The sequence below is a fragment of the Brasilonema sennae CENA114 genome, from assembly GCF_006968745.1.
GTDB classification, from domain to species: domain Bacteria; phylum Cyanobacteriota; class Cyanobacteriia; order Cyanobacteriales; family Nostocaceae; genus Brasilonema; species Brasilonema sennae.
Genome location: NZ_CP030118.1, coordinates 3732031 through 3757359, shown reverse-complemented (window position 1 = coordinate 3757359; position 25329 = coordinate 3732031). Strand labels below are relative to the sequence as shown.

The 25329-nt window shown below is 42.8% G+C and carries 19 protein-coding genes and 2 pseudogenes; 7 read left to right on the top strand and 14 right to left on the bottom strand.

The window, feature by feature from the left end; translation table 11 throughout:
* Nucleotides 1–32 precede the first annotated feature (32 nt).
* On the top strand, nucleotides 33–1076 hold the full coding sequence (locus DP114_RS15960; protein WP_169268289.1) for a sensor histidine kinase: 1044 nt from the start codon (nucleotides 33–35) through the stop codon (nucleotides 1074–1076).
* Between the two features lie 6 nt (nucleotides 1077–1082).
* Here DP114_RS15960 and DP114_RS15955 read toward each other — a convergent pair.
* Nucleotides 1083–1496, bottom strand: a pseudogene (locus tag DP114_RS15955) (zinc ribbon domain-containing protein); the annotation flags it as partial.
* Between the two features lie 595 nt (nucleotides 1497–2091).
* The gene (locus DP114_RS15950; protein ID WP_246163217.1) at nucleotides 2092–2931 is read right to left on the bottom strand and encodes a DUF4394 domain-containing protein; all 840 of its coding nucleotides are present in this window, start codon (nucleotides 2929–2931) and stop codon (nucleotides 2092–2094) included.
* A gap of 493 nt (nucleotides 2932–3424) precedes the next feature.
* Here DP114_RS15950 and smc point away from each other — a divergent pair, with 493 nt between their 5' ends.
* Both smc and DP114_RS15940 read left to right on the top strand, forming a co-directional pair.
* Complete coding sequence (smc, locus tag DP114_RS15945; protein WP_171976552.1) at nucleotides 3425–7105, top strand: chromosome segregation protein SMC; 3681 nt, start codon at nucleotides 3425–3427, stop codon at nucleotides 7103–7105.
* A 58-nt stretch (nucleotides 7106–7163) separates the two neighbouring features.
* Nucleotides 7164–8156 (top strand): PRC-barrel domain-containing protein, encoded by a 993-nt coding sequence (locus DP114_RS15940; protein ID WP_169264425.1) that lies wholly within the window; start codon nucleotides 7164–7166, stop codon nucleotides 8154–8156.
* A 225-nt stretch (nucleotides 8157–8381) separates the two neighbouring features.
* Here the strand turns inward: DP114_RS15940 and DP114_RS15935 are convergent.
* A pseudogene (locus tag DP114_RS15935) lies at nucleotides 8382–8849 on the bottom strand (DUF29 domain-containing protein).
* A 184-nt stretch (nucleotides 8850–9033) separates the two neighbouring features.
* On the opposite strand from DP114_RS15935, the gene msrA reads away from it, so the two are divergent.
* On the top strand, nucleotides 9034–9492 hold the full coding sequence (msrA, locus tag DP114_RS15930; RefSeq protein WP_169264423.1) for a peptide-methionine (S)-S-oxide reductase MsrA: 459 nt from the start codon (nucleotides 9034–9036) through the stop codon (nucleotides 9490–9492).
* A gap of 7 nt (nucleotides 9493–9499) precedes the next feature.
* Here msrA and DP114_RS15925 read toward each other — a convergent pair whose 3' ends face one another.
* Complete coding sequence (locus tag DP114_RS15925) at nucleotides 9500–10975, bottom strand: sensor histidine kinase (RefSeq protein WP_171976551.1); 1476 nt, start codon at nucleotides 10973–10975, stop codon at nucleotides 9500–9502.
* A 336-nt stretch (nucleotides 10976–11311) separates the two neighbouring features.
* Between DP114_RS15925 and DP114_RS15920 the strand changes: the two genes are divergently transcribed.
* Nucleotides 11312–11980: a general stress protein gene (locus DP114_RS15920; protein ID WP_169264421.1), complete on the top strand. Its 669-nt coding sequence runs from the start codon at nucleotides 11312–11314 to the stop codon at nucleotides 11978–11980.
* 301 nt (nucleotides 11981–12281) lie between these two features.
* The gene (locus DP114_RS15915; RefSeq protein ID WP_169264420.1) at nucleotides 12282–12740 is read left to right on the top strand and encodes a BON domain-containing protein; all 459 of its coding nucleotides are present in this window, start codon (nucleotides 12282–12284) and stop codon (nucleotides 12738–12740) included.
* Nucleotides 12741–13030: 290 nt separating this feature from the next.
* On the opposite strand, the gene DP114_RS15910 is transcribed toward DP114_RS15915, so the two are convergent.
* From DP114_RS15910 to bioF, 3 genes are all read right to left on the bottom strand, one after another.
* A complete protein-coding gene (locus DP114_RS15910; RefSeq protein ID WP_171976550.1) occupies nucleotides 13031–14311 on the bottom strand; it encodes a hypothetical protein in 1281 nt (426 codons plus the stop codon).
* Between the two features lie 35 nt (nucleotides 14312–14346).
* Entirely contained in the window at nucleotides 14347–14982 is a 636-nt protein-coding gene (locus DP114_RS15905; RefSeq protein ID WP_169264418.1) for a hypothetical protein, read from the bottom strand.
* 1584 nt (nucleotides 14983–16566) lie between these two features.
* The gene (gene bioF, locus DP114_RS15900) at nucleotides 16567–17730 is read right to left on the bottom strand and encodes an 8-amino-7-oxononanoate synthase (protein WP_169264417.1); all 1164 of its coding nucleotides are present in this window, start codon (nucleotides 17728–17730) and stop codon (nucleotides 16567–16569) included.
* 150 nt (nucleotides 17731–17880) lie between these two features.
* Here bioF and DP114_RS15895 point away from each other — a divergent pair, with 150 nt between their 5' ends.
* Nucleotides 17881–18744, top strand: coding sequence for a class I SAM-dependent methyltransferase (locus DP114_RS15895; protein WP_171976549.1), 864 nt, complete (start codon nucleotides 17881–17883; stop codon nucleotides 18742–18744).
* 76 nt (nucleotides 18745–18820) lie between these two features.
* Here the strand turns inward: DP114_RS15895 and DP114_RS35030 are convergent, their stop codons facing one another.
* From DP114_RS35030 to DP114_RS15860, 7 genes are all read right to left on the bottom strand, one after another.
* The gene (locus DP114_RS35030; protein ID WP_246163214.1) at nucleotides 18821–19288 is read right to left on the bottom strand and encodes a hypothetical protein; all 468 of its coding nucleotides are present in this window, start codon (nucleotides 19286–19288) and stop codon (nucleotides 18821–18823) included.
* 766 nt (nucleotides 19289–20054) lie between these two features.
* Nucleotides 20055–20690 (bottom strand): Holliday junction branch migration protein RuvA, encoded by a 636-nt coding sequence (gene ruvA, locus DP114_RS15885; RefSeq protein WP_169264415.1) that lies wholly within the window; start codon nucleotides 20688–20690, stop codon nucleotides 20055–20057.
* Entirely contained in the window at nucleotides 20687–21436 is a 750-nt protein-coding gene (locus tag DP114_RS15880; protein ID WP_169264414.1) for a sucrose-phosphate phosphatase, read from the bottom strand. The genes ruvA and DP114_RS15880 overlap by 4 nt, the downstream gene beginning before the upstream one ends.
* Nucleotides 21437–21531: 95 nt before the next feature.
* Nucleotides 21532–21732 carry an exodeoxyribonuclease VII small subunit gene (gene xseB / locus DP114_RS15875; protein WP_169264413.1) on the bottom strand — a complete coding sequence of 67 codons (201 nt, stop codon included), beginning with the start codon at nucleotides 21730–21732 and terminating at the stop codon, nucleotides 21532–21534.
* Nucleotides 21733–21839: 107 nt separating this feature from the next.
* Nucleotides 21840–22415, bottom strand: coding sequence for a TMEM175 family protein (locus DP114_RS15870; protein WP_171976548.1), 576 nt, complete (start codon nucleotides 22413–22415; stop codon nucleotides 21840–21842).
* Between the two features lie 116 nt (nucleotides 22416–22531).
* Complete coding sequence (gene xseA / locus DP114_RS15865) at nucleotides 22532–23773, bottom strand: exodeoxyribonuclease VII large subunit (RefSeq protein ID WP_169264411.1); 1242 nt, start codon at nucleotides 23771–23773, stop codon at nucleotides 22532–22534.
* A 440-nt stretch (nucleotides 23774–24213) separates the two neighbouring features.
* A complete protein-coding gene (locus DP114_RS15860; protein WP_169264410.1) occupies nucleotides 24214–25248 on the bottom strand; it encodes a WD40 repeat domain-containing protein in 1035 nt (344 codons plus the stop codon).
* Nucleotides 25249–25329: the final 81 nt, after the last annotated feature.

Sequence of the window (25329 nt, the reverse complement as noted above, 5' to 3'; positions counted from 1 at the left end):
TATCGCGATTACTGTTGTGCAACATTATTGTGATGCTAGTCGGATTGAGTACCCCACTCATTGTGGACTGGTTGCTCTCGCACCAACTGTTTGGGTTGGACTTAACGCTTTTAGAAGGACGACAGTTTAATGTGGGTACAACTGCCAATGAGTTGATTGACAAGTGTGAGGTAGTCTGGAACCAAGGAGTTTGGTGGTCAATGCTTCTCGGTGCAACCGTAGCAGGTAGTTTGAGTTACTTGTTTGCTAAGCGGATTGTACAACCTCTAATTCAGATGGAGAAAATTACTCAAAAGTTTGCTGAGGGGAACTTGAGCGCGCGTGTACCTGAGAGTGAAATTCCAGAGTTGAACCGCCTTGCTATAAATTTTAACCGAATGGCATTAAACCTTGAAGGGGTAGAACAGCGCCGTCGAGAACTCATAGAAGATTTGACTCATGAACTACGTACACCGTTGACAATCTTGGAGGGTTCTCTGGAGGGTTTAGCAGATGGGGCGATTGAAGCAAAAGCAGAACTGTTTGAGCGATTAGCCAGAGAGACTGCCCGACTAGGTCGGTTGGTGAATGATACACAAGAACTTTCTAAGGCGGAGGCAGGATATTTACCCATCAAGATTCAACGGATTGATCTACACCCACTTCTGCTCTCCCTAATTAAACGGTTTAGTGATCAACTACTAGAAGAGGGTCCTGTGTTGCGTTTGGAGTGCCCACCCAATCCTCCCTTTGTCTGTGCTGATCCTGAGCGAGTTGAGCAGATTCTGGTCAACCTACTTGGCAATGCAGTACGCTACACTGTGAACGGTTCTATCACTCTGCGAGTTTGGAGCGAACCTCCGAAATTATGGATTGCGGTGATTGACACAGGTCATGGTATGAAAGCAGAGGATTTACCCTTTGTTTTTAATCGATTTTGGCGTTCTGAGCGCTCTCGGGAGCGTAACCCTGGTGGTTCTGGAATGGGTTTAGCTATCTCCCATCGTCTGGTTAAGCTGCACAGAGGCGAAATTTTAGTAGAAAGTGAGCTAAATAAGGGAACTACGTTTCGATTTTCGCTGCCTTTGGCATCATGAAGTAAACTACCCACACTGATTCGGAGTACCGAATACAGTCTGGGCTTTCAGTAGCCCTGAAGAGTCTGTACTGAGATTACAATACAAACCATTCGAGCCTCCAGGCTGGTTTACAGACAGCCCCAATAATGCAATCATCTTCGCTCGGTTCAAATCTGCATCACAGGACAACCCGCAATGACCGCATTTAAACTTCTTCTCAGAGCGCAAGCCAATGTGTAGACAGCGGTTACAGGTTTGACTTGTATAAGCTGGGGAAACAGCAACAACTTCTACCCCATCTTTCAATCCCTTGTACTCCAAAAATATTCGCAACTGATAGAACGCCCACGAATTGCTCCTACGGCGTTCTGTCTTGTTACGCGGTTTTTGGTTTGTCCTTTCACGGATACCAGTCAAATCCTCAATTGCTACAAGTGAGACAGCGCTGGAGGAGGGTTTCCCGACCTAGGCGACTGCGTAAGCGCAAGCGCACGCTAAGAGCGTTCGCGCAGCGTCTCCGCAGGAGATACCCGAAGGGTCCTTGTTCACTTTTGGCTTGCTGAATGATTGTTTTTGATATATTGTGTTTTACCCACGCTTGAAATCGTCTCTCACGCCCCGATATACGAACAACATTAGTCGGGAAGCGTTAAGTTTTTAACTCGCAATTCCTGAGGCAGCGCGTTGGACGGGTTTCCCGGCTTGAAGCGCCTGCCGTCTCGACGCCAAATCAAAGATTATGGCGCGAGCCTCCTTGCGCAAAGAGGTGAAAAAAAAGCAATTGCGATTGCATGAGTTTGCAAGCGCAGATCATACCTATCAATTGTTGCATCAAATCTAGATAAGTAGACCGACTGGAAGAAACTGAGTCGAGCCAAAATTAACTAGTTTTTTCCCAAGGTTTATCTTATACCAATTCACAAAAATCCTGATATAAATGGGGAGCAGGGGGCACCCGAGCACCCGAGCAGTGGCAAAGAATTAGAAACCAATCATTTGTATCAGGCCCAAGCGTGAAATGGTATAAGAGTGACTATCGCGAGGTAACGGCTAAACCGATGAAGTTACCTTTAGGTATGTCAGCGATTTTAGTTGCTGCACCGGTGGATAGGTCGATGGTGTAAAGAACTGAACCAGAAAGTGCATAGGCAGTATCGTTGCCTTGTCCATCTGTAAAGATGTCGAACCCGCCTATAGGTGCAAAGTTGACGCCGAGATTGCCTACCGTCCTGAGAGTACCATCATTGGGTGGGTTTTGCAGTACTAAGACGTCAAGGTTGTAGTCAATACCAAAAAGTTGAGTTGTCGTTGCTCCAGCAACCGATTTTGTGTAAGCTATCGCAGTAATGTTGGGGTCAATTCCGGTGTTGACATCGTCTACAGCATAAGCAAGGGGTTTATCGACATTAACTTGACCGTTATCGACATTGGTACGGAAATTTTGGTCATTGCTACCTACTGCTCTTAAACGGTCTGGTACGGGATTAAAGTCAAACCCTGACTGAAATCCTCCATTGAAGCTGCTAGATAGTTTACTGACAAACGTAGCCTGACCGTTTTCGGGGTTAATGGTGTATATGTTGTCAGTGTCTGTGACACCGTAGAGCAGACCGTTTGCTGGACGGAAGTCAATACCTTGTAAGTTGCCGTCAATTCCCTGAACTTCGATTCTTCTACCAGCTCCCCTCGAACCTATATTCACAAGAGTATTGTTGGAGGTTAAGCCAATGAATCTTAAGCCAGATCCTTTGCCTGTGATATTCATTGAGGGGTGATCAGTATTTTTAGTCCTGCCAACGTCAGCCGAAATTTTGTTAACACTCAAACCCATACAAGCGGTTAGTACAGCAACGACAACAGTAATGTTGCGCAAATTAAAAAGTTTTATTTTACACTTAAATGACAAGATTATGACTTTGATCCAGTAAATAACTTCCTTTTTCTATAAAGAATAATACTTGTAATTTACTGATAAATATACTTTAGAAGTATATGTATAAAAAAATAAGCCTTTACGAATACGTGATCGCTTGCCGATAGATTTGAACTTGGGAGAAAATCCCAAAGCGCGGTAGATAGTAGCAAGATCGGTCTGAAAAATTCCCAACTTCAAGCATTTTTGATTTATTTCCACAACCTTTCAATCGGATTGACTTCGGGTGTATGTGAATGGCTAATGACTAATGACTTCGATTTACCCCCAGCTTTTTGTAAAAAAGGAGCATCCCGAACGTGAGTGCGTCGTCTTCCGATTAGTTTTTACAGCCGGAGAATAAGTTAACTCTTGGCGGTTGATAACTTTCACGCTAACCTGTTGACAGCTTTGTTGATACACTTGAACTGCACAAGCCCGGTAAAACAGCGCGATGGTTCATATAAAGCGCGTACAACTCACGAACTTCAAATCCTTCGGTGGTACAACGTCTGTCCCCTTACTGCGGGAGTTTACTGTCATTTCTGGACCGAATGGTTCTGGGAAATCGAATATTCTAGACTCGCTGCTGTTTTGCCTGGGACTAGCCAGTTCCAAAGGAATGCGTGCTGATCGCCTTCCTGATTTAGTCAACACGACTCAAACCACGAAATCTCGTTCCGCTGTGGAAGCTTCCGTGACGGTGACGTTTGATTTATCAGACCATGAACTGGATGATGAATTTGAGGAAATCTCGCCTGTCGTCTCTATCGTTGAAGGTGAGGAAGTAGAGAAATCACAGGAAGCGCAGGAAGAAAAACAAGAAAGCGAGGATGATAGAAATCGCAAAGAAAAAATCCGTGCCAAACCAGGTAGCGAGTGGAGTGTCACCAGAAGGCTGCGAGTGACTCCGCAAGCAACTTATACATCGAACTACTACATTAACGGCATCCCCTGCACTCTCACAGAATTACACGAAGAACTAGAAGAATTACGTGTTTATCCGGAAGGGTACAACGTTGTTCTGCAAGGAGATGTCACCAGTATTATCTCGATGAACCCCCGCGAAAGACGCGAAATTATTGATGAATTGGCAGGGGTGGCGGCGTTTGATCGCAAAATCCATCAGGCAAAAGAAACTTTAGATGAAGTTAAGGAGAAGGAAGACAGCTGTCGTATTGTTGAGACAGAGTTAACTGGACAACGCGATCGCCTTTCCCAAGATCGCACCAAAGCGGAAAAATACCAAAAACTGCGGACTGAATTTCAAGATAAACAACAGTGGGAAGCAGTTTTATCTTGGCGTTCCCTGCAAGCACAGCAAGAAAAGTTAGCGACGCAAATTCAAATTGGCGATCGCACCTCCGGTGAACTCACAACTCAACTCACCACCCTCAATTCAGAAATTATCCAAAAAACCGCCGAACTTGAACAACTCAACGCCCATGTCAAAGCCTTGGGAGAAGAAGAACTTTTGGCGGTACAATCTACCCTCGCTACCCAAGAAGCAGAACGTAAACAGCTTCAGCGTCAACAAAAAGAATTAGAAACAGCCGCACAAGAAACCCTCAAGCGCCTACAACAAACTCAAGAGGAAATTCAACAGCATCAGCAAACCATAGAAAAATTGGCAGAACAACGGGATGTAGAGACGTTGCATGCAACGTCTCTACAACAGCAACGCGATGAGATACGACAAGAATTAGAAAACTCCCGTGAAGCAGCAGCAGAAATTGCTTCCGCCTCAGAAGCGTGGGTACAACAACAAACAGCCCTGAACCGCCAAATTGAAACTTTGTTGCAAACTGTTGAACCTCAACGTACAGAACAAGCACAACTCACAGAACGTAATAACCAACTCCAGCAGCAAATTCAAGAACAAACTCAACTCGTTCAAACTTTAGAACCTCAGTTAGCAGAAAAACAAGCTGAGTGTACACAAGTTGAAACAGAATTTAACACTTCTGGCGAACCGATTCAAAATTTAGCCGAAACGCTATCAGCTACAGAACAAGAACTACAAATCCAGCAAGAAACCCAAAAGCGCTTGTTGCAGGAACAACGAGAAAAACAACGCCAATTGGATAAACTAGAGGCGCAACAAGCAGCACAGCAAGAAGTTCAAGGAACCCAAGCCAGCAAAATTATCCTCCAATCGGGTATGCCGGGAGTTTGTGGATTAGTTGTACAGCTAGGACGTGTGGAACCCCGCTATCAATTGGCTTTGGAAACTTCTGCAGGGGCGCGTTTGGGACATATTGTCGTCGAAGATGACAGCATAGCAGCCGCAGGAATTGAACTACTCAAACAGAAACGTGGTGGGCGAGCGACTTTCTTACCGCTGAATAAAATTCAGGCTTCCAAATTTACCCAAGATTTTACGCTGCGATATGCGAATGGGTTTGTGGATTATGCTGTGAACTTAGTGAATTGCGATCACCGCTATAAAGATGTGTTCAACTACGTTTTTGGTAACACAGTTGTTTTTGCAAATCTCGCTGACGCACGTCAGCATATGAAACTTTATCGCATTGTCACTTTAGATGGGGAATTGTTGGAAACCAGTGGTGCAATGACTGGTGGTAGTACGAACCAGCGTTCATCGTTACGGTTTGGTACGACAGAAGCTGCAGAATCTGAGGAAGTTTCTTCTTTAAAAAGTCGGTTAACTGATATTGAGCGAATTTTAGAACGTTGTAGTTCAGCAATTCATTCTCTTTCTTCTCAAACAAAGCAACTCACACAACAGGTGACGGAAGCAGGACAAGCGCGGCGAGAACAACAACTGCGCTTGGAACAGTTACGCAAAGAAGTAAAAAGTTTGACGACGCAATTGGAAACAACGCGATCGCAGCTTTCGCAAAATACAGAAAAATTAATTACCGTCCAATCCCGTTTAGAAATTTTTGTTCGGGAATTACCTTCCCAAGAGCAGCAATTGCAACAACTGCGACACGCTTTGACTGAGTTGGAACAGTCCCAAACTCCCCAGGAGTGGCAACATATCCGGGCAAGAATAAAAAATCAAGAGCAACAATTGCAACAACGCGAAGCAGCCTTAAGGGAAGCAGAACAAAAACTCAAAGATTTGGAAAATCACCAGCAGCGATTGCAAGAAAAAATTACTGTTGGGGAACAGCGTATTGAAGAATACCATCAAGAGCAGATAAATCAGCAAAATCAACGTACAGCACTTCAATCTCACCACTCAACACTCAGCACTGCGATTTCTGAGACTCGCGCAGCTTTGAGTCAAATGGAACAAAATTTGGGAGAGGAGAAGCAAAAACGGGACGCAACAGAACAAGAATTGCGATCGCACACAATGCGTCAGCAACAGTTGGAATGGGAACTGCAAAAATTGCAAGAAACCCAGCAGACGCGCCGAGAAGAACTTGCTGTATTGCAAACCCAATTGCGAACGATGTCAGCGGAATTACTCAGCCCTTTGCCGGAAGTACCAGATAAAGTAAATTTAGAAGAATTGCAAAAAGAATTGCGCTCTCTTGCCAAACGCCTACAAGCAATGGAACCTGTGAATATGCTGGCGTTAGAACAATATGAGCGCACGCAAAAACGCCTTGAAGAACTCACTCAAAAATTGCAAACCTTAGAAGGAGAGCGTACAGAATTACTGTTAAGAATTGAGAATTTTACCACTTTGCGTCAACGCGCATTTAAAGAAGCTTTCGATGCTGTCAATGAAAACTTTCAATCAATTTTTGCGACGCTTTCCGAAGGCGACGGATACCTGCAACTCGACAATCCAGAAGATCCATTCAATAGTGGATTAAACTTGGTTGCACACCCGAAAGGCAAACCTGTACAGCGACTTGCTTCTATGTCAGGAGGAGAAAAATCTCTGACTGCATTGAGTTTTATTTTTGCTCTGCAACGCTACCGTCCATCGCCATTTTATGCATTTGACGAAGTAGATATGTTTTTAGATGGAGCAAACGTAGAACGATTAGCTAAAATGATTAAGCAACAGGCGCAACAAGCGCAATTTATCGTTGTCAGTTTGCGTCGCCCGATGATAGAATCAGCCGAACGCACAATTGGCGTGACTCAAGCCAGAGGAGCTTACACCCAAGTTTTGGGAATTAAGCTACAATCTGACAAAACAAGTGCTTGAGTTTTTGTTAATAATAGTGTATAGATAAACCGGATTCGAGATCAGGACTCGGTACAGGATGACCTCTGAACAAAGTATTAGACGTTCCGATATTTTAAACACCCAGGTAATCACTCGTGACAACGGCAAGCGATTAGGAATCGTGAGTCAAGTTTGGGTTGATGTAGATCAGCGAGAGGTTGTGGCGCTTGGCATGCGAGACAACCTGATCTCTATTTCTGGGGTGCCACGTTATATGTATCTCAACAGCATCAACCAAATCGGTGATGTCATCCTTGTGGATAACGAGGATGTCATTGATGACGTTGAGGTTGAGGCTTACAGCAACCTGATAAACTGGGAAGTTATTACAGAAACTGGTGAAGTCCTAGGGAAAGTGCGGGGTTTCAAATTTAATACCGAAACAGGAAAGCTTTACTCCATTGCCATTGCTTCTTTCGGATTACCACAAATTCCCGATCAATTCTTGAGTACCTACGAGTTCTCAGTAGACGAAATCGTCAGCACAGGTCCGAACAGATTGATTGTTTTTGAAGGAGCTGAAGAGCGGCTGAATCAATTAACTGTTGGTTTACTAGAGCGCTTGGGTATTGGTAAAGCACCGTGGGAACGCGATGCTGACGAAGAATACTCCAGCTACACTCCTCGTACAGTCACACCAGACAAGCAACTGCCAAGCGGAGTGCCATTAGAGCAACCTAAGCCAAAAATCGTTCGTACACCCGAACCTGTAGCGCAAGAATGGGATGAGGACTACTACGAAGAAGAACGTCCTCAGCGTCAAGTGATGAAAGCACGGCAGTATGAGCCAGTGCAGTACGATCAAGAAGATGAAGAAGACAACTGGAGTGAAGCAACAGGTAAAGACAAGTATCAAGCACAACCAAAGTATGACTCTGGTTCTTACAACAAAAAGCCATACGATGAGGATTATGACGAATACGACGAGGATTTAGCTCGTGATGCTTGGGATGATGAGCCACCAAAGCCAGTGAATATTCCCAAAAAAGTCAAAGAGAGACAGCCAGAATACGAAGAAGAGGGATATTAATTTGTACTTCACTTCCTCTACGGTATTAAGCTAAAATGTTCCCTCTGCTTTATAAGGAGAGCCAGTGCGTTGGCTCTCCTTCGCAGCTTTTGGGGGGAAGCGGAGGAACATAACGTGCCGCCCCGTTGTAGCACCTGGCGTGAGGGATGCCCGATAGGACAGGGTGAGATTCCAAGGGACTAGTACAGCTGCCTTGGAAGTCAAAAGTATTATGCAATAAGGTTTTTAAACCCCGTAAAAATCCTCATCTAAAATCTGCTTAACCGAAAAAGGACAAATCATCGAATATTCACTCTCTTGCGGTACACGAACCCCAAATTTAGCCAACTTATCCTCCTTAATTGCCAGCTTTCGACCATCTGGATAAGCTTTTTCCAAAGCTTCTACCAGATAGTTTTTAAGCGAAGGGGTATCTGCTAAATTATTGAGAACGCGCTGACGATGTTCAAGCACGGAACTATACCAACTTCCTTTCATCATATCAGGCACATCATGCTAAACCCTTAATTTGAGTAAATGCGCTAATAAAATAGTCAAATTACTTCTTAGCGTATTTTTTTCCGACTTACCCAAATCAACTAGTTCCTCAATCAAATGCTCAATATCCAGCGAGCCAAATTCACGATTCCGCAATTGTTCAACGGTTTGTTCAATCCATTGTTGCAAATCGCGATCATATAGCGTGTTAGACATTCTTGCGAGCGACTCCCAATCATTCTACGTTCCAGCTAGCCATTTCTAACCCAAACAAACTATTGACCCCTCTAGTTTACCAATCTTAATTCCTTACCCAGGCATAATTTATGAAAGCGATCGCCTTTATATGCTGAGCAATATTTTATGATCTCTAGTAAATAAAGAGCAGCGCATAACAGCAATGAATTTGGCAACGTTTGGGGCTGGTTGTTTTTGGGGCGTAGAGGCGGCGTTTCGTAAGGTGAAAGGAGTTGTTTCTACCTCAGTTGGATACATGGGAGGGCATTTTCCTAACCCTTCCTATCTGGATGTGTTATCAAGAATAACGGGTCATGCTGAGGTAGTACAGGTGGAGTATGACCCACAACACGTAAGTTATGATGACTTATTGGAGGTATTCTGGGATATCCATGACCCCACCACGCTAAATCGCCAAGGACCAGATCGAGGGGAACAGTACAGATCTGTTATTTTTTTCCATAATAGTCAACAGGAAGAAGCCGCAAAGCGATCAAAGGCAAAGCAACAGAATTCTGGTAGATTTGATAAAAATATTGTGACCGAGATTGTACCTCCGGGTGAGTATTATTTAGCAACACAAGAGCATCAGCAGTATTTTGAGAAGAAGGCACAACGTTAGATAGTCTTCACTGACTGGTGACTTCCAAAGGAAGAAAAATCGTTAGCACTTCTCCATGACGTGGGCGATCGCGAACAATAAGTTTACCCCCAATCGCTTGAAATAAATGCTTGGTTGCGTTAAGATTCAAACTTATCGTACCTGTTTCTGGTTGAAACATTAGCAGTTGACCCAAGGCTTTACGAATAGGTGGTGTGCATGGAGAGCATGACACCTTTCCATTCTCTCCCGCCTGAGTTAAGGGTAATAATTGTAACTTAAGTTGATCCCCAGCCGGAATAGCCTGTACTTGAATATGGCTACCAGCCGGTAAACTACGGGTAAAATTCTCCATCAAACCCGTGAGAACCCGATCTAACATAGCAGGATTACTTACCACAGTTGGTAAGTGCTGAGGTAAAATAACATCTATAGTTAAGTTTCGTCGATTGGCTGCTTGTTCCCAACGGGGAATACTCTGCTGCAACACTTGCTCCAGAGACATTGCAGTGAGTTGAGTATTTGTAGATTTTACAGTAGCAGATGTTTGTAGTTCTGCAGCTCTAAAGAGCAACTCCATACGATCAATTTGCTCGGTGCATTCATGATCAATAAGCTGCAAACGTTTGATCACATTTGCAGGTAACTCACGCTGTTTGAGAAGTAAACGAGTGATAGTGCGAATCGTTGTCAAAGGAGTGCGAACTTCGTGAGCAAAAGCCTGCAGTAGTTCTACATCAGGACGAGTATGCGCTTGTGATGACGCACCCAAAGACAAATGTGGCGAGGCTGGGAGGCTTTGTGCAAACTCTGAACGTACCGACGTCCCGACATCAGCGCTTTTTGCTATTTCTGTGTTTTCTTCTTGTTCTGGAAATTGTGTTAACAATAAACGACTAAACTCCATCACTAGGCGGTAATCCGGAGCGACGGTCGAATATTTATGTACTAACTGTTGTAAATCGGCAAACAGATCCGGATTGCTGACTACAACTCTTGCTCCCAGCGATCGCCATGCTAACTCAACCACCTCTGGCTCAAAAGAAAATGAAAAAGTCTTATTACCATCGATGTCTTCTGCTAAAACCAACACTAATCTGAATTGCTCGGTGAAAACCAAACAAAACTGCTCCCTTGCCAATGGATCTGTTGATAATACAGGTAAAACCGACTCACCAGGAGCAAATGCATCTGCTACAACCACATCAGGAGGCATTTGAAATGGCATGAGTGCCAAGGGGTTAAATGGCTTTGCCGTAAAACTGACAGTTTGCAAGTTTCCAGCCAGTCTTGAATCGCTGAAAACAGGTGCTGGAGCGGCTAAAACTAATCCTTGTGCAGCTTCTTGAGGTGAAGCGGTTGCTAAAATTTTTAATAAGAGTTGTTCTATGGCTGCTACGCTGACGCGCCACTGCTGTTGTGCTTTGGCTGATGAACACACAGGCACTGTTGATTGACTATTTGCTAAGACTTCGCTTAGACTTGGCAAGATCCATTTGTACACAAGTTTTTACCCCCTGAATAAAGACCGACCGACAGTGTCTTAGGCAGGCATCTACTACTATTATTTATGAGGTTATAAGTATTTGTTTGTTAATGAAAGTAGTATAACCGAACAATACAAGCGCAATTTCCCCTTGTAAAAACCAAAGATGTGAAATCAGGTTATGATTTTTCCAAATTTCTATTTGGGAAATAACCAATCCATTGATAGATAGCTAGCTTAACTTGCGGATGATGCAAGTTGGAACAAAGCAAGGCAAAACTGTAATATAAGCACGAAGCAAAGCAAAAGCTATATATTTGTGTGCTTTTTTTAGCTATTTAATGGAGGAGTGAAATGGCTTTAGGTAAAGATAATAAGCGTGCAGTCGGCGTTTTTTCTAGCCGTCGTGAAGCTGAGTATGCACTTACCGAACTCAGAGACGCTGGTTTTCCAATGAATAAGGTTTCTATCATTGCCAAAGATGCTGATCGTACCGGTGATATTGCTGGTGTCGAAACGCAAGAACATGTTGGTAACAAAGCTGATGAAGGAGCTGCTGCTGGCGCAGTAACAGGTGCAACAGTCGGAGGCATTACCGGTTTACTTGTAGGCTTGGGAACTTTGGCAATTCCTGGTGTTGGTCCTATATTACTCGCAGGTGAAATCGCCACAGCTCTGGCGACAACAGCAGCAGGTGCGGGAATTGGTGCAGCGGCTGGTGGGCTATTGGGTGCACTCGTTGGTTTGGGAATTCCTGAAGAACGAGCCAGAGTATACAATGAACGAGTATCCCGTGGTGATTATTTGGTGATAGTAGACGGGACAGATGAGGAAATTCGTGGTGCCGAAACTGTTTTGACAAACCAAGGTATTCAAGAGTTTGGTATTTATAATCCACCTGGTGTTGTAGATACTTACACAGATTACTCTGGCGGCGTTGTGAATAATCAGCCTCCAGTAACAGGCGCTGTGAATAATCAGCCTTCGGTAACAATTGTTGACAATCGGGATACAACTGTTTAGTAATTCATAAGTTATCATCAAAAAACTGCTTTGGTGTGCGCTTGCAAAGATTCGCTCCTGAACCTCACACACAAATTAACAGCACTCAGTTATCAGTAAATTCCCTTAATTCAAGTCTGGAGATTTCAAGAAATATTTGTTTAAATGTATCCATTCAGGAGACACTTAACCAATACAAATGTTTTTTGCATAAGTCAGTGATTTTTTCTTGTCTCCGTGTTTTAGATCAAAGGGTAACTGTTTGCTGTTAATAGCTACTTGTGTTCATGAATTTTTTGAAAATTTCAGTAGGAGACAGAAAATGAACAAGTTTATTCCATTGATCATTAGCGGTGTCATAGCTGTTGGTGCGTTTGGTTGCGAAACCCCTTCAAAAACAAGTGCAGATGCTCCCTCAGGGACAAATGAAAATGTTAATGCTCCAACGCAAGACACTGCTCAGAAAACTCAAGAAGACGCTACGGGTCAAGTTCGTAAAGACCAAATAGAGTCTGATATTAGAGCACGCGAACAACGTAATAACGCGACTGGTGGTGATGCCAAAAGAAGTGATAATGATTTAAAAAGCGAAGTTCGCGGCAAGTTAGAGGCGAATTTACCAGCCAGTCAGTTAACAGTTGATGCTAAAGAGGGTGCTGTAACAGTGGCTGGAACAGTTCCTACACAAGAACAACTCAATAAAATTCCCACTTTGGCACAAGAAATTAAAGGTGTCAAAAGTGTGAAGGTGAATGCAAAAGTTGCTCCAGCAAAACCTTGATCAAATACAAATAACAAACCTCAGTAAGAACTTTTGTTGTTCATAACCTGACGTCAGTATCTACCTAGCAAAAATTTCAAAACGAACGCTCGCATTCTTTAAGCAAATACAAGAATGCGAGCGTTTTCTACACCCCGACTCATCTGAATACACAAACAAAGAATTTAACCTCTAGAACACCGATTCATTAGGTAAAAAACAAGACTAATTAACCCTGTTTTAATGTCTTTTACAACCAAACATTTATTGTTGTAACCGAACTAAACCTAGTTTTTTCGTCATCGTTCCGATTACTGAATCGGTGTTCTAGTTTGTATGCGCCACTGCTTGTGATTAAGTACGTAAAGTACAATGATCAACAACACAAGCGGCGTTATTGTTGTTGGTTCTGGTACCTTCTTCACTTCCAGTCCCGGGGGAGTTACACCATGATTGGGCGGTACTTCAATGATTTGGTTGTTACCACCAGAACCACCACCACCGCCAGAAGGAAGAGAACCACCTCCAGAAGAACCAACTGGAGGTGCACTTGAGACGAGATTTGATCCGTTATTCTGACCAGAAGAACTATCTCCACCACCACCAAAGGCAAGAAGAAGTAAGGCTAACAGAGGAAGCAGCGCAAGCCATTCAGTTGGAAAAGAACTTGCTCCTTCTTGGGGGAATAAAGCAACTTCTGCAAGGCTGGGAGGAACCTCAAGGTTCATGGCTTCTGGATCTAGCGCTACTGGAGTGTCCCAGGAAACGACATCTCCAGCCAGAGTATCTTCACTCAACGAACTAATTGGAGGAATGCCAAGATTTGGACGTCCAAGTTCTGCCCCATCTGGTGAATACGGCATTGAGAGGTCTTTGAGAATTGTCTGTTTAAGAGACTCCTCATTTCCAGATTTCAACACACGCATCGAACTGGAAAGTTTTTCCGAGTAAAATTTGGTGAGTTCTGGCGCTAAACCCAAAGCTTGAATCTGCTGCTGTGCATCGGGAATTTTTGCCACCTCCTCAAGCAAGCGACGTCCATAAGAGTATTTAAAATCCAGTAAGCCATTACGGGGGTCAAGTGAGTTTCCACTTCCTTCAGGTGCCCAGTAAAAGTTTTTGGTAACTTCTCCCAAACCTTCTTGGGAACTTTGATTGACTGTTTGCCCAAGAAGATAGCGATACCCGTCCACGATACTGGGATTGTCGTTCTGCCAGAATGAGGCGTAAGGTATCTGAGTCAGATTAGGGTCATTTGCGTAAAATTTCGCAAAATTCTGGTAGTTTTGTTCCCCGCCAGCTGCTTGCATCAGCAACTGTTCATGGGTTGGTCCACCATTTGACTCAACTAACTTCTGAAACACTGCTCCTGCTTTATTACAAGCGGCACCAAATCCTACACTACATCCAGGAATACCTCGCATTTGGGTCAAATCTCTGCCCGATATCTGGTATTGGAGATAGTTTTGCTCAAGTCCTGGTTGAACACCATAGTTTCCAACTTTCAACTGAGCAGAAGCAGATTGAGATGTATTAACTACAGTTGCTATGGATGATAAAGTGACGGCGACTGTTTTAACTTTTGACTTCAAGGGATTTACCTCCAACAACTAATTTTTTATGCAGCTTATGAGACAGGAGAGGAAGATAAATTCTCAGGTGAGCGGATATTAATGGTGATTGCTGCTCCCTTGAGTTTTCCGCCTGTAACAGAGTGGTACATAACAACTCCACCGCTTGGTTGATCAAAGAGGTAACCACGATTAGAGAGTTGTACTTTTCCTTGTTTCACAAAAGAAAAGAAGGTATCTAGATATCTGCGTATACTTTCACGGTTCCCTTGACTTGCCTTTGTATGCTTTTCTATAAGCATCATGAAGAAGTCTAAGCTGCGGTTGTTTTGGCCTTCCGGGAGAATACCCCCATCTAGAAAAGAACTGGCTACAAGGTTTCCATTGACTTGTTGAACTTTAAAAAGGGTATAGTAACGTCCTTGCTTCCTAGAATCACTAACATAACAAGTCCAAGAACCATCTGAATTTTGTGTAAAACCTTGCTGCCCCAAGTAAGAAAGTGGAGAAGGACTTTCTTGACTGACTGCCGGAGGTAACAAATCTTCAACGGCATCGGAAGAGCAAATTCTCTGCGTCATTTGTTGTTCCGGAACTGTTGGAGTCTGTTGCGCTATTGCAAAGCAAGGTACAACAGCAAGCGCAGATATAGAAAGACTAAATGTAGTAAGTAAACGAGAAATTATATTCATGTTCTTTACATATAAGTTATTGTAAGAAAACTTTTGGTCAGAGGATATGTTTATTTCTTGAGCTGCACCTATATACAATTATTCAGACATTGTTTCCAGATTTAGATAAAGTCCCTATAAATCTTTAAAAAGAATCTATGAAAAAAATTATGAATCAAAATAATTAAATTGATAAATATTTTTTTGTAGAAATATGAGACGATAGCCAATTTTCCCCTTATTGACCTTTTTTTTTGAAAAAAAGACTTTTTGGAATTATTTTCATAAATGAAATTTCACAATTTTGAATGATACTTAAGTGTTTTCACTATTAGTATTGAGTGAAAAAGCCATATTATCAAAGATGATTTATGAAGTAAGTTTGAAGTTTATATAAACTTTCCGGACATTAGATTTTACAGACTTTGGGCTCTCTGGACAATGCCTTCCTTGTTCTAAATGTCTACAGAATATCCGTATATGAGTTATGTTAAAGTGCTCTACAGCTTGAAGATTGGCAGAAAACAGAAATTAGTTCTGTAATTTAAAGAGTCTATAGTTGATTCATGGCAGTTTTAAGTATAGTTACTATTGTTTTATTTGGTTTGCTTTGATAAACTTTTTGAAAAGTATACTAAGCAGATGCGTGTACATTTTGTACTATTCTGCTTTAAGTCAACAGTCTTGAGTTCTTTTAACCATTACCACTAACCTATGGCTTAGGCAGCGGTTGACCCCAAAGGTTTTTAAAGCAGCCTCTTGTGGAAAAGATACGAACAAGTACTCTTTGTTTAATTAACATCAGTGGACTAAGCTGCACGTCTTTGCCGGAAAACCCTAGTCAAACACTGGCTAACTTAAAAGCGGAAGTTGAGCATCTGTGCTTTTAAATGTTGACTCCCCGAATTACCCTTTTCGATCCCCGTTCACCGCTAGGCATTCCCGTAGGGTAGATTGCCGTAAGGCGTGCACCAGAGCAAGGGAGAAGAAATTATATTGGTAATCTTACACTCTTGATGGGAGTAATAAATTTCCAAGTTGTAGGCGTAACAGCTTATTAACTTAGTTATTATAATTTTTTACATAAAAATGTATAAATTAGTGTTGAAAGTTGTTATGATTCTTTTAAATTTGCTGAGAATAACTGTTAGTTAAATTATTTATATCAAGGATATCAAATATCATGCTGTGACCCTAATCACAATTTTACTGTGCACTTTGCATACTCACAAAAGGATGACAATCATTTTAATTTATTCAGTAGAACTATACGCTCAGCACTACTGGGTGAATACAGAAGTTATCAACTAACGAAGAATGAAGAGCGTTCTTCACTGGCTATCTGCTTTCGTTAATTGACTCATACCCTTGTTTTAACACTCCACAGGTATCACTCCAATTCTCCATAAACCTTATGATTGTTCGGTTTTATCTTATAGAACTTGATTTTTTAAAATGTAGAATTTTATGGGATAAACTCATCGTAGCTATGAAAAAAGTTTGGGATTTACCAAAATATTAAGTCAGGAAAAAAGCTCTGACTATTGGAGCAATGGTAGTATTATTATTGTTATATCAAGCAAGAAAAGATTAATTATATTAAGCTTACATACTGCTCAAAGCTTCTACCAATTTCTCAATATGAGTCAAGTTATGAGTTGCCATAATAGAAATTCGTATCCGACTCGTAGGAACAGTAGGGGGACGAATAGCAGGAGCAAAAATACCAGATGATTTGAGGTGTTGTGCAGCTTTGAGCGCATCTGCTGCACTTGATAATTCAAAACAGAGAATGGGTGATGAAGACGGTAACAATTTTAGCTCCGGTAGTTGCTGTTGTATCATCTGTTTGAGTTGGACGACATTCTGCCATAATTGAATGCGGCGTTGTGGTTCTTGCTGTACTATTTTTATGGCAGTCAGTGCTGCTGCCACATCAGCTGGAGAAAGTGCAGTAGTGTAAATCCAAGTTGGTGCGCGATTGCGCAAAAAGTCTATTAAGTTTTTACTTCCAGCTAAATACCCCCCTAGACTACCTAAAGCTTTACTCAAAGTGCCAATTTGAATCAACTGGCTTCCTCTACATCCAAAATGTTCTACACATCCAGCACCAGTGTTTCCGAGTACGCCAGTGGCGTGCGCTTCATCAATCAGCAGCATACAGCTAAATTCGTCCGCTATCTCCAACAGTGCTGGCAAAGGACACAAATCACCGTCCATGCTGAAGACGCTATCAGTGATGATTAAGCAACGTCGATAATTTTGCCTTTGTTGACTTAGCTTGGTTCTTAATGCCTCAACATCACAATGAGGATATTCAATGATCGTCGCACCACTGAGGATTGCCCCATTTTTCAAACTACAATGATTATACTGGTCAGATAAAATCAAATCGCGCTTGCCTACAATAGCACTGATTGCCCCTAAATTCGCTAGATAACCAGAACTAAAAACGAGAGCGTCTTGTGTTTGTTTTAGTAATGCGATCGCCCTTTCTAAATCTCTGTGTAATTCTCTATGTCCGCTGAGTAATCTAGAACCTGTAGCACCTGCACCAAATTCTTCGGTAGCGATCGTTGCTGCTGCAATTAGGCGCTGATCTCCTGCCAATCCTAGATAGTCGTTACTGGCAAAATTTATTACCTCCCGTCCTTCCAAAAAGACTGTTGCTCCTGGAAGACCATTAATTGTTTGTACTGAGCGATACCAGTCAGCACGGTGAATTGTAGCGAGGGATTCTTCTATCCAAGCGTAGGGGTCTGTGGGCACGGTAGAGAAGTGGGGGAGGTTGTTTTTCTTACTTTATACAATTAAGTTATACTTATTAAGTATAAAACAAATTTATAACTAAAAGTCGTACTATTGTGTAAGTTTATCTTTAAACTACTTGTATAGTAGTTCAAACAAAGTTATAAAAAAATGCAAGCCAGTGACTATGACAAAATAATCCACACTGCTTTCATGGTAAGCAAAGCCCGACAGTTCACAGATATTCCTTATGCCAAAGAGTTGGCGCAATTGGTCGAAACGCAAGGATTGGTAGAGCAATCTGAGTCACAAAATCAAGACAAAAGTGCTTTGCTGACTGCACGTGTGGAAGCTCGCTATAAAGCTATCAACCAAGTCATGGCTCAATATCAAATAGGGCAAGTTCTAGAACTAGCATCCGGTTTGCTACCGCGTGGTCTTTTCATGTCTTGTGATCCGAGCATCACATTTATTGAAAGTGACTTGCCTAAAATGATTCGTTGCAAACAGCAACTGATTGAACAACTTGTTAGGGAACGTCCCAATTTGCACTTTCTTTCAATTGATGCGACTAGCCGTCCAAGTCAGTTTTTAAAAAGTGCTGAACTACTAAAAGCGGGACAGCCAATCGTAATTTTGTGTGAGGGGTTGCTGACACATCTGAATATGGCAGAAAAACAACTTGTGTGTGCCAATGTTCGCGAGATGCTTCAACACTACGGTGGCGTCTGGATTACCCCTGACTTTATTCACACAGCTAGTCTAACCCAGTCACAAGAATTTGACCCTTCTTTACAGAAGCTCTTACAAACAGGTACTAACCTTACAGGCAGGTCTTTGGTAGATAATAATTTTGCAACACTTGAGCAGGCGCGTCAGTTCGCTTATGAGCAAGGTTTCTGTGTGGCAGAGTATAGTATGTTGAACGTGATGGATCAGTTAAGCTGCTTGAAAATCTTGGGCATTGACACAGAAGTGGTAAGGAAAATGCTTGCGCTTTGTTCTATCTTTGCGCTAACTCTGGATGTCGGTTGATTTTCAACGAGGTATCTCAGTCATAGACATGGTTTGAAGCAGAGCCACGATTGCATTCGTACCCAACACGTAGCGATTACCACTCATCCCGTAGAGTCCTCTGCATACAGAGTGCATCCCCTCTCCAAGTTAACCGTCCTACCAAGTCGGAGAAATCATAGTTAAGTTTTTGCTTTCCAGATGACGAAACCGGATTCAAAACAACAACAATGTTCACTTCTTGTGCCGCTAACTGCCTTGGAATATTAAGACTCAAATATCCTGATTCGTCAATCATAGCCGTAAATTTTAGAACTTCCATTGCCAATTGCTGACTCAACTGAGCACCTGATCCGCACTTATTTATTGTATTGCATTGTCTTTCTGTGCGGGCATCCGGCTTTTCTAGGACTGGGTAAAACATTGGACGAATGCGCCAAAAAGTACCACGGCTTTTGTCAACGATACAAACCCAAACCAAAACCAGCAAGCAAATCTCACTGGGGTAGTAAGCTGCTGGCTGGTCATAAAATAACCAGGAATAAGGGTAAGCACTTTTCCTCACCTGGTCAGTGTAGTTGACACTTTGGGGACGGTGCCAGGTATCGGAAAGTCCCGAAGTGGCTCAAGTGGTAAAGAAGTTTGTCCAAGCTAATAGAGCGTTTGACCATCGTTGCATTTTGGAGGTAATATAGGGGTTGACTCTACCAACTATCATGGTCGCACCCGCCTTCAATGCTATCGCACGGCGGCCATGCCTCCCCTGAGTGGGTAGGTACCCATCCCTCAGTAGGATCAAATAAACTATCCCTACTACTATATGAGGTACTACTATCGCCCCCCCGGGTAACTATACATTTACCATCTTTGAGCTCTTTAAAAAACAAATACAAAACATAAGCCCCACCAAAAACTAAAATCAAGGGCATAAAAACACCTCTTACTAAATACTATTAACTCTTTATATTATTTCAATGAGAAAGTCGACTCCACTTCACAACGATATAGTCCAAAAGGTATAAGGAAAGACCACGCGCTCCTTCAAATTCCTCACACCACACACTCATTCGCGCAACCGTGTTAGCGTAGCGGGGCGCAACCCCACTGTGCGGAAGTCAAAAAAAGGTCAATAAGTCTTTTTACTTAATCGCCTGCGCACACCTGTGCCATGATTTTTATGATATCATCCATTAAGTGCAAACTTAGCCAAAATCTAATTGGTTAAAAAGACGTAAAAGACCTTCAAAGTTTAATCGCTGTGCAAGATCCCGGTTGAGGCGAATCGCTCGGTCATAATGTCTTTGTCACTGAGCGTGCCCTACATATGGCTACTACTGACTATATTCAGTGCTCAGATGAGTGATCGCCTGTTTTATCCACTCTTCCACAAAAGCATCTTTAGGAAGTCCAATATCTTCACTGACGACATGCAAGGCATGACTCACCTCATTGGCAGTGTAACCCAATGCTAGGAGAGTCATTTGTACTTCTTCGATAATACCTGGTGCTGGACCGCCTGTGGCGACGAAGAAGCCTGCTGTCTTACGCCACTCTACTAACTTGCTTTTGAGTTCCAAACAAATGCGTTCTGCGGTTTTTTTGCCAACACCAGGGGCTTGAACAAGCAATTGAATATTACCTGTGATAATCGTCTGCACTAATTCTGCTAATTCCAAAGTGTCCAACAAGGCGATCGCTATAGCTGCACCAACACCACTAACACCTAACAAGTGGCGAAACACATCTCGTTCTCCTGGTGAACCAAAGCCATAAAGCAATGGTACCTCTTCTCGAATTTGATAATGGGTAAAAATCTGCACTTCACCTCCAGTATTTGGCAACTGCTGTGCCAGTCGTGCAGGGATTTGCAAATCATACCCAATACCATTGACTTCCAAAGTCAGAGTATGGCGGTGAACGCTATTGTCTTGGATAGCAGCAACAATGCCTTTGAGATAGCTAATCATTCTAAGAAACCAAAGTGTTTTAAACCTTCGAGTATTCCACCTGCACAAAAATTTGTTGCCAGGTAACGATAGTCGGCAGGATTTTGGTTATACCATTGAAGTAGCTCTGGGCGAGCATTTCCGACAATAATTCCTCTTTCACTGCCAACAGAGAATAAAGCAATATCATTACCAGAATCGCCACAAACAACCGTTACCTCTGCTACAAATTTCCACTTTTGGCGGAGAAACTGTACTGCCTGTCCTTTATCGCTTCCAGAAGGTACAATGTCAAGGTCTATACCGCTACTATAAATTAACTTTACGTCTAAACCAGATTTTTGCAACTCTGACTCCAGTTGGGGTAAAACCCTTTGTGCAACATCTTCTTGAAGGAGAAAACTCACTTTGAAGGGACGCTGTTCTGAGTCAGGTTGCGGAACTAACTCAGGAAAACCAGTCGTTGTTGATACTAGAAGTTCGCGATTCCAACCAGATGAAAGTTTTTCTGACCATTCTGAATCAGGAGTATCACTGCCGTCAAGATAAATTTCTGTTCCTACAGATAGAATCAGGGCATCGGGTTCTAAAAGATTTTTTTCATCTTTGATCTGTTGGTAAAGAAGAGGCGATCGCCCTGTGGCATAAACAATCTTACTACCGTACTCTTGGCGTGACTGTTCTAAGCGATCCTTGAGATCAAGCAGCGCCTTGTCGTCACCTACAAAAGTATTGTCTAAATCAGTTACGAATAGGAATTTAGCCACAGCAACCTCTTTTATTAGCTTTACCACCAAAAAAAAGTTTATGCTGATTTGGTACCAATCTCATCTGTCTTCAGATTTTAATAGGCAGCAAAGAACTATTGCTCCTTCAAAGTTTCAATTAACAAATCTACTTTTTGCTGTCGATCCTGCAAAAAACCTTCACATTGACGCAAAGACTCAACAGCAGCTGCAAATTGCTCAAACACTTCTTCTAATTCCAAATCACCCGCCTCAATGCGAGCAATAATTCTTTGTATTTCTGCAACCTTAGCTTCGTAATTCCAACCTTGATTCATAAAAAGTCTCCGTATCCTTTTATATTATGGCGATGGGGATAGCTTTGCTGCAGCATAGCGGCAGATCATCGCACAGAGTGCCGGCCCCTTTGGGGCGATCGCACTGTTCAGGGAATTAGAGTCTTCTCAATACGACGGTCGGGAATGAGCCACATGACTGCGACTATTATGTATAACAAACAGGCAAACCATGAGTTGACAAAAGCAAGTGGAATTGCCAGCACATAAAACACCAGTGATATTTTGCCCTTGAAGTCTCGACCGAGTGCGATCGCCAAAGTGGAATCTCTGCCATGATGACCAATCAGAGTACGGGTCAAGATTATGTAAGCTAACGCAGCAAACAACAATACCGTACCATAAAGGGCAACTGGTATAGCGGCGAAATGGTTCTCGCCCATCCACCCACTGACGAACGGGATTAGCGACAACCAAAACAGCAAATGCAGATTAGCCCAAAGGATAGAACCATTTACATGTCTGACTGCTTGTAACAGGTGATGATGGTTGTTCCAATAGATGCCGAGATAAATAAAACTAAGCACATAGCTCATAAATACCGCGATCAGCGGACGCAACGCCTTTAAATCATACCCATGCGGCACTTTCATTTCCAACACCATAATGGTGATGAGGATGGCAATCACGCCATCGCTAAATGCTTCTAACCTCCCTTTCCCCATCTGTGTACGCCCTCCTTTTTTGCTTACATTTCCAAACCGACAGAACTTCCAGAGTGAACTACGACGACGTATTTTGCTGGTTGAATCAATACGCTACTAGGCTCAAAATTTAACTGTTAATTGTTCACTGGTTTTTCCGTAACTTTAACTTTAATATCACCTTGACCCAACTGAATTAACAACTCTTCTCCCACAGCCAACTCAGCAGCAGAACGAGCGATCGCACCATTTTGCTGACGCACCACCGCATAACCGCGTTGTAAAACAGCTTTAGGATCAAGAGTCGTTAACTTTTGGCGCAACATTTCTATATGCTGCGTTGCTTGGTGTAATTGCATTGTTGTCGCACGCACCAATTGCTGACGCTTCCAACTGAGTTCCTGTATTTCCTGCTGTACTTGTCGATCTAACCGTAAGCGCCGCAGACGGTTTCGCTTTTCTTGCAGTTTGTTTTGTGCTGTTTCTAAACAAAAAGATACGCTTCGGTGTAAAGCAACAACTCGTTGCTGATGCTGATTATATAATTCTGCCAGTGCTGGAACAACCAACTCCGCTGCAGCTGTCGGTGTATGCACTGCAGCATCTGCCACCAAATCTACCAAAGACTCATCCCTTTGATGACCAATCCCAGTAATTACCGGAATGGAACAACAAGCAACTGCTCGCACGACTCGTTCATCATTAAAGCAAGCCAATTCCTCAACTGCACCACCACCCCTTGCTAAAAGTAGCACCTCAGCACGTCCATCCATCTCCACTCGTCGAATAGCATTCACTATAGATTCTGGGGCTTGCTCACCTTGGACTGTAGCGGGAGAAAAAAGAACGTATAAACCAGGATACCTTTGTTTGAGAGTTTTTTGAATATCGCCCCAAGCAGCAGCCGTGGGTGAGGTGACAACGGCGATTGTTTGGGGATTATGAGGAAGCGATCGCTTTGTTTGCGAATCAAATAACCCCTCAGCCTGCAACCGTTTTCGCAGTTGCTGATAACGTAGCGCTTGCAAACCAACCCCAGCGGGCAAAGCTTGCCAAACAGAAAGCTGATACTCTCCCCTTTGAGGATAAAGCCTTATACTACCTAAGATAATTAACTGCTCACCTCGAACAGGCATTTGTGCCAGTTTTGTCAATTGACTATTCCACACCACACACTTAATTGCAGCACCACCATCAGGATCTTGTAGCGTAAAAAATAACCCACTGCGATGCTGGCTGGCGCTGGAAACTTCTCCAGTCACCCAAACTCGTTGCAATTGTTCGTCTTGTTCTAGTAAAAAGCGGATATAGTCAGTTAAACCAGCGACTGAGAGGGCTGTTTCAGCAATCTGGTTGGAAGAGTTGTCGGATTTTATCATTGAAGTTTAGATAAAGAATCAAGGATATTCTCATTGTGGGAGAAAGTTGTGTTATATTGAATAAAGGTGAATAACCCGGAGCTAAAAACTCCGCCTTTTTGATACTAAGACCGCTTAGGCAACAAGGAGGTGATGCCCATGATAGAAAGTAGTACAATTATGGGTCATCAAGTTGCAGTTAGCCGGCTGTGTGCCGGGGCTGTTCTCTAGCAGTTAGCTCTAGTCTTTAATTAAGATTTAGATTAACTAATTGGCTAGGCTAGCTTGGAGTCCCTTCCGGCAGTCTGGTTGCAACTTGAAGACCCGCTACACCGCTCTAGTTCTAGGTCAACTGATCTAAAACTAGAGCGGATAGTTTTATGTAGAGTAATTGGAACTCTTCTATAATACTTACCGGGTACGTAATGCAAATTCCCTGAAGTGTAAACTCCAGTTATTCATCATCTTGACGCAAAGTGCCAAACTTTAATCGTCTTATCAAAACTACCACTAACAAGAGTCTTACCATCTGGACTAAACGCCACAGACCAAATTCTATTGGTATGCCCCGTTAGGCTGGCTATTTGCTTTCCCATTGCTACATTCCAAAGTTTAATAGTTTTGTCCCAACTACTGCTGGCAATAATTTTCCCATCTGGACTGACAGCGACAGACAAAACCCTATTAGCATGTCCTACAAGGGTGGTGATTTCTTTTTGTGTAGCAATTTCCCACAATTTGAGCGTCTTGTCCCAACTACCACTTATAAGGGTTTTTCCATCTGGGCTGAAGGTGAGGGAGGAAACAGCTTGAGAGTGACCTCTGAGGGTCTTAGTTGGCTTTCCTGTAGCTACATCCCATAAGTTAATGCTGCTGTCAAAATAGTTACCACTAGCAAGAGTCTTTCCATTTGGGCTAAACGCAACGGTGTTAATTACGTCACAACCACCTTTGAGGGTACGAATGATTTTACCGGTAGCCAATTTCCACAATTTAATACTTTGATCCCAACTGCCACTAGCAAGAGTTGAACCATCAGGGCTAATAGCAACAGTTTGAACTGAAGCTAAATGTCCTGTCAGAGTCCTGATTTGTTTTCCCGTATCCAGATTCCACACCTTGATAGTTCTATCAGCACTTCCACTTACAAGAGTCTTTCCATCAGGACTAAATGCAACTGAATTCACCCAATCAGAATGCCCTACTAGAGTCCGGATTTCCTTACCTGTATGCAGATTCCACAGTTTGATAGTTTTGTCTCCACTGACACTGACAAGTGTGTGTCCATCAGGGCTAACAGCAACAGCTAAAACTGAATCTGAGTGTCCGGGAAGGGTAAAGGCTTCAGAAAATTTTTCCAAGGGTGTTGTTTGAGGTTCACCATAGTGAGAGGATGCACTAATAGCAGTGTGGGAAGATTCAAAATACCAAATACACCCAAATCCTAAAAGTGCGATCGCCACACTCGTCAACACTTTAACTTTTGAATCAGTCATGTTCACAGAACCCTTGCAAGATCTAAAGTTGTGCTGCTCTCATATTGCTACCTTTGTGAAGTAGAGAGCATAATTTTGGTG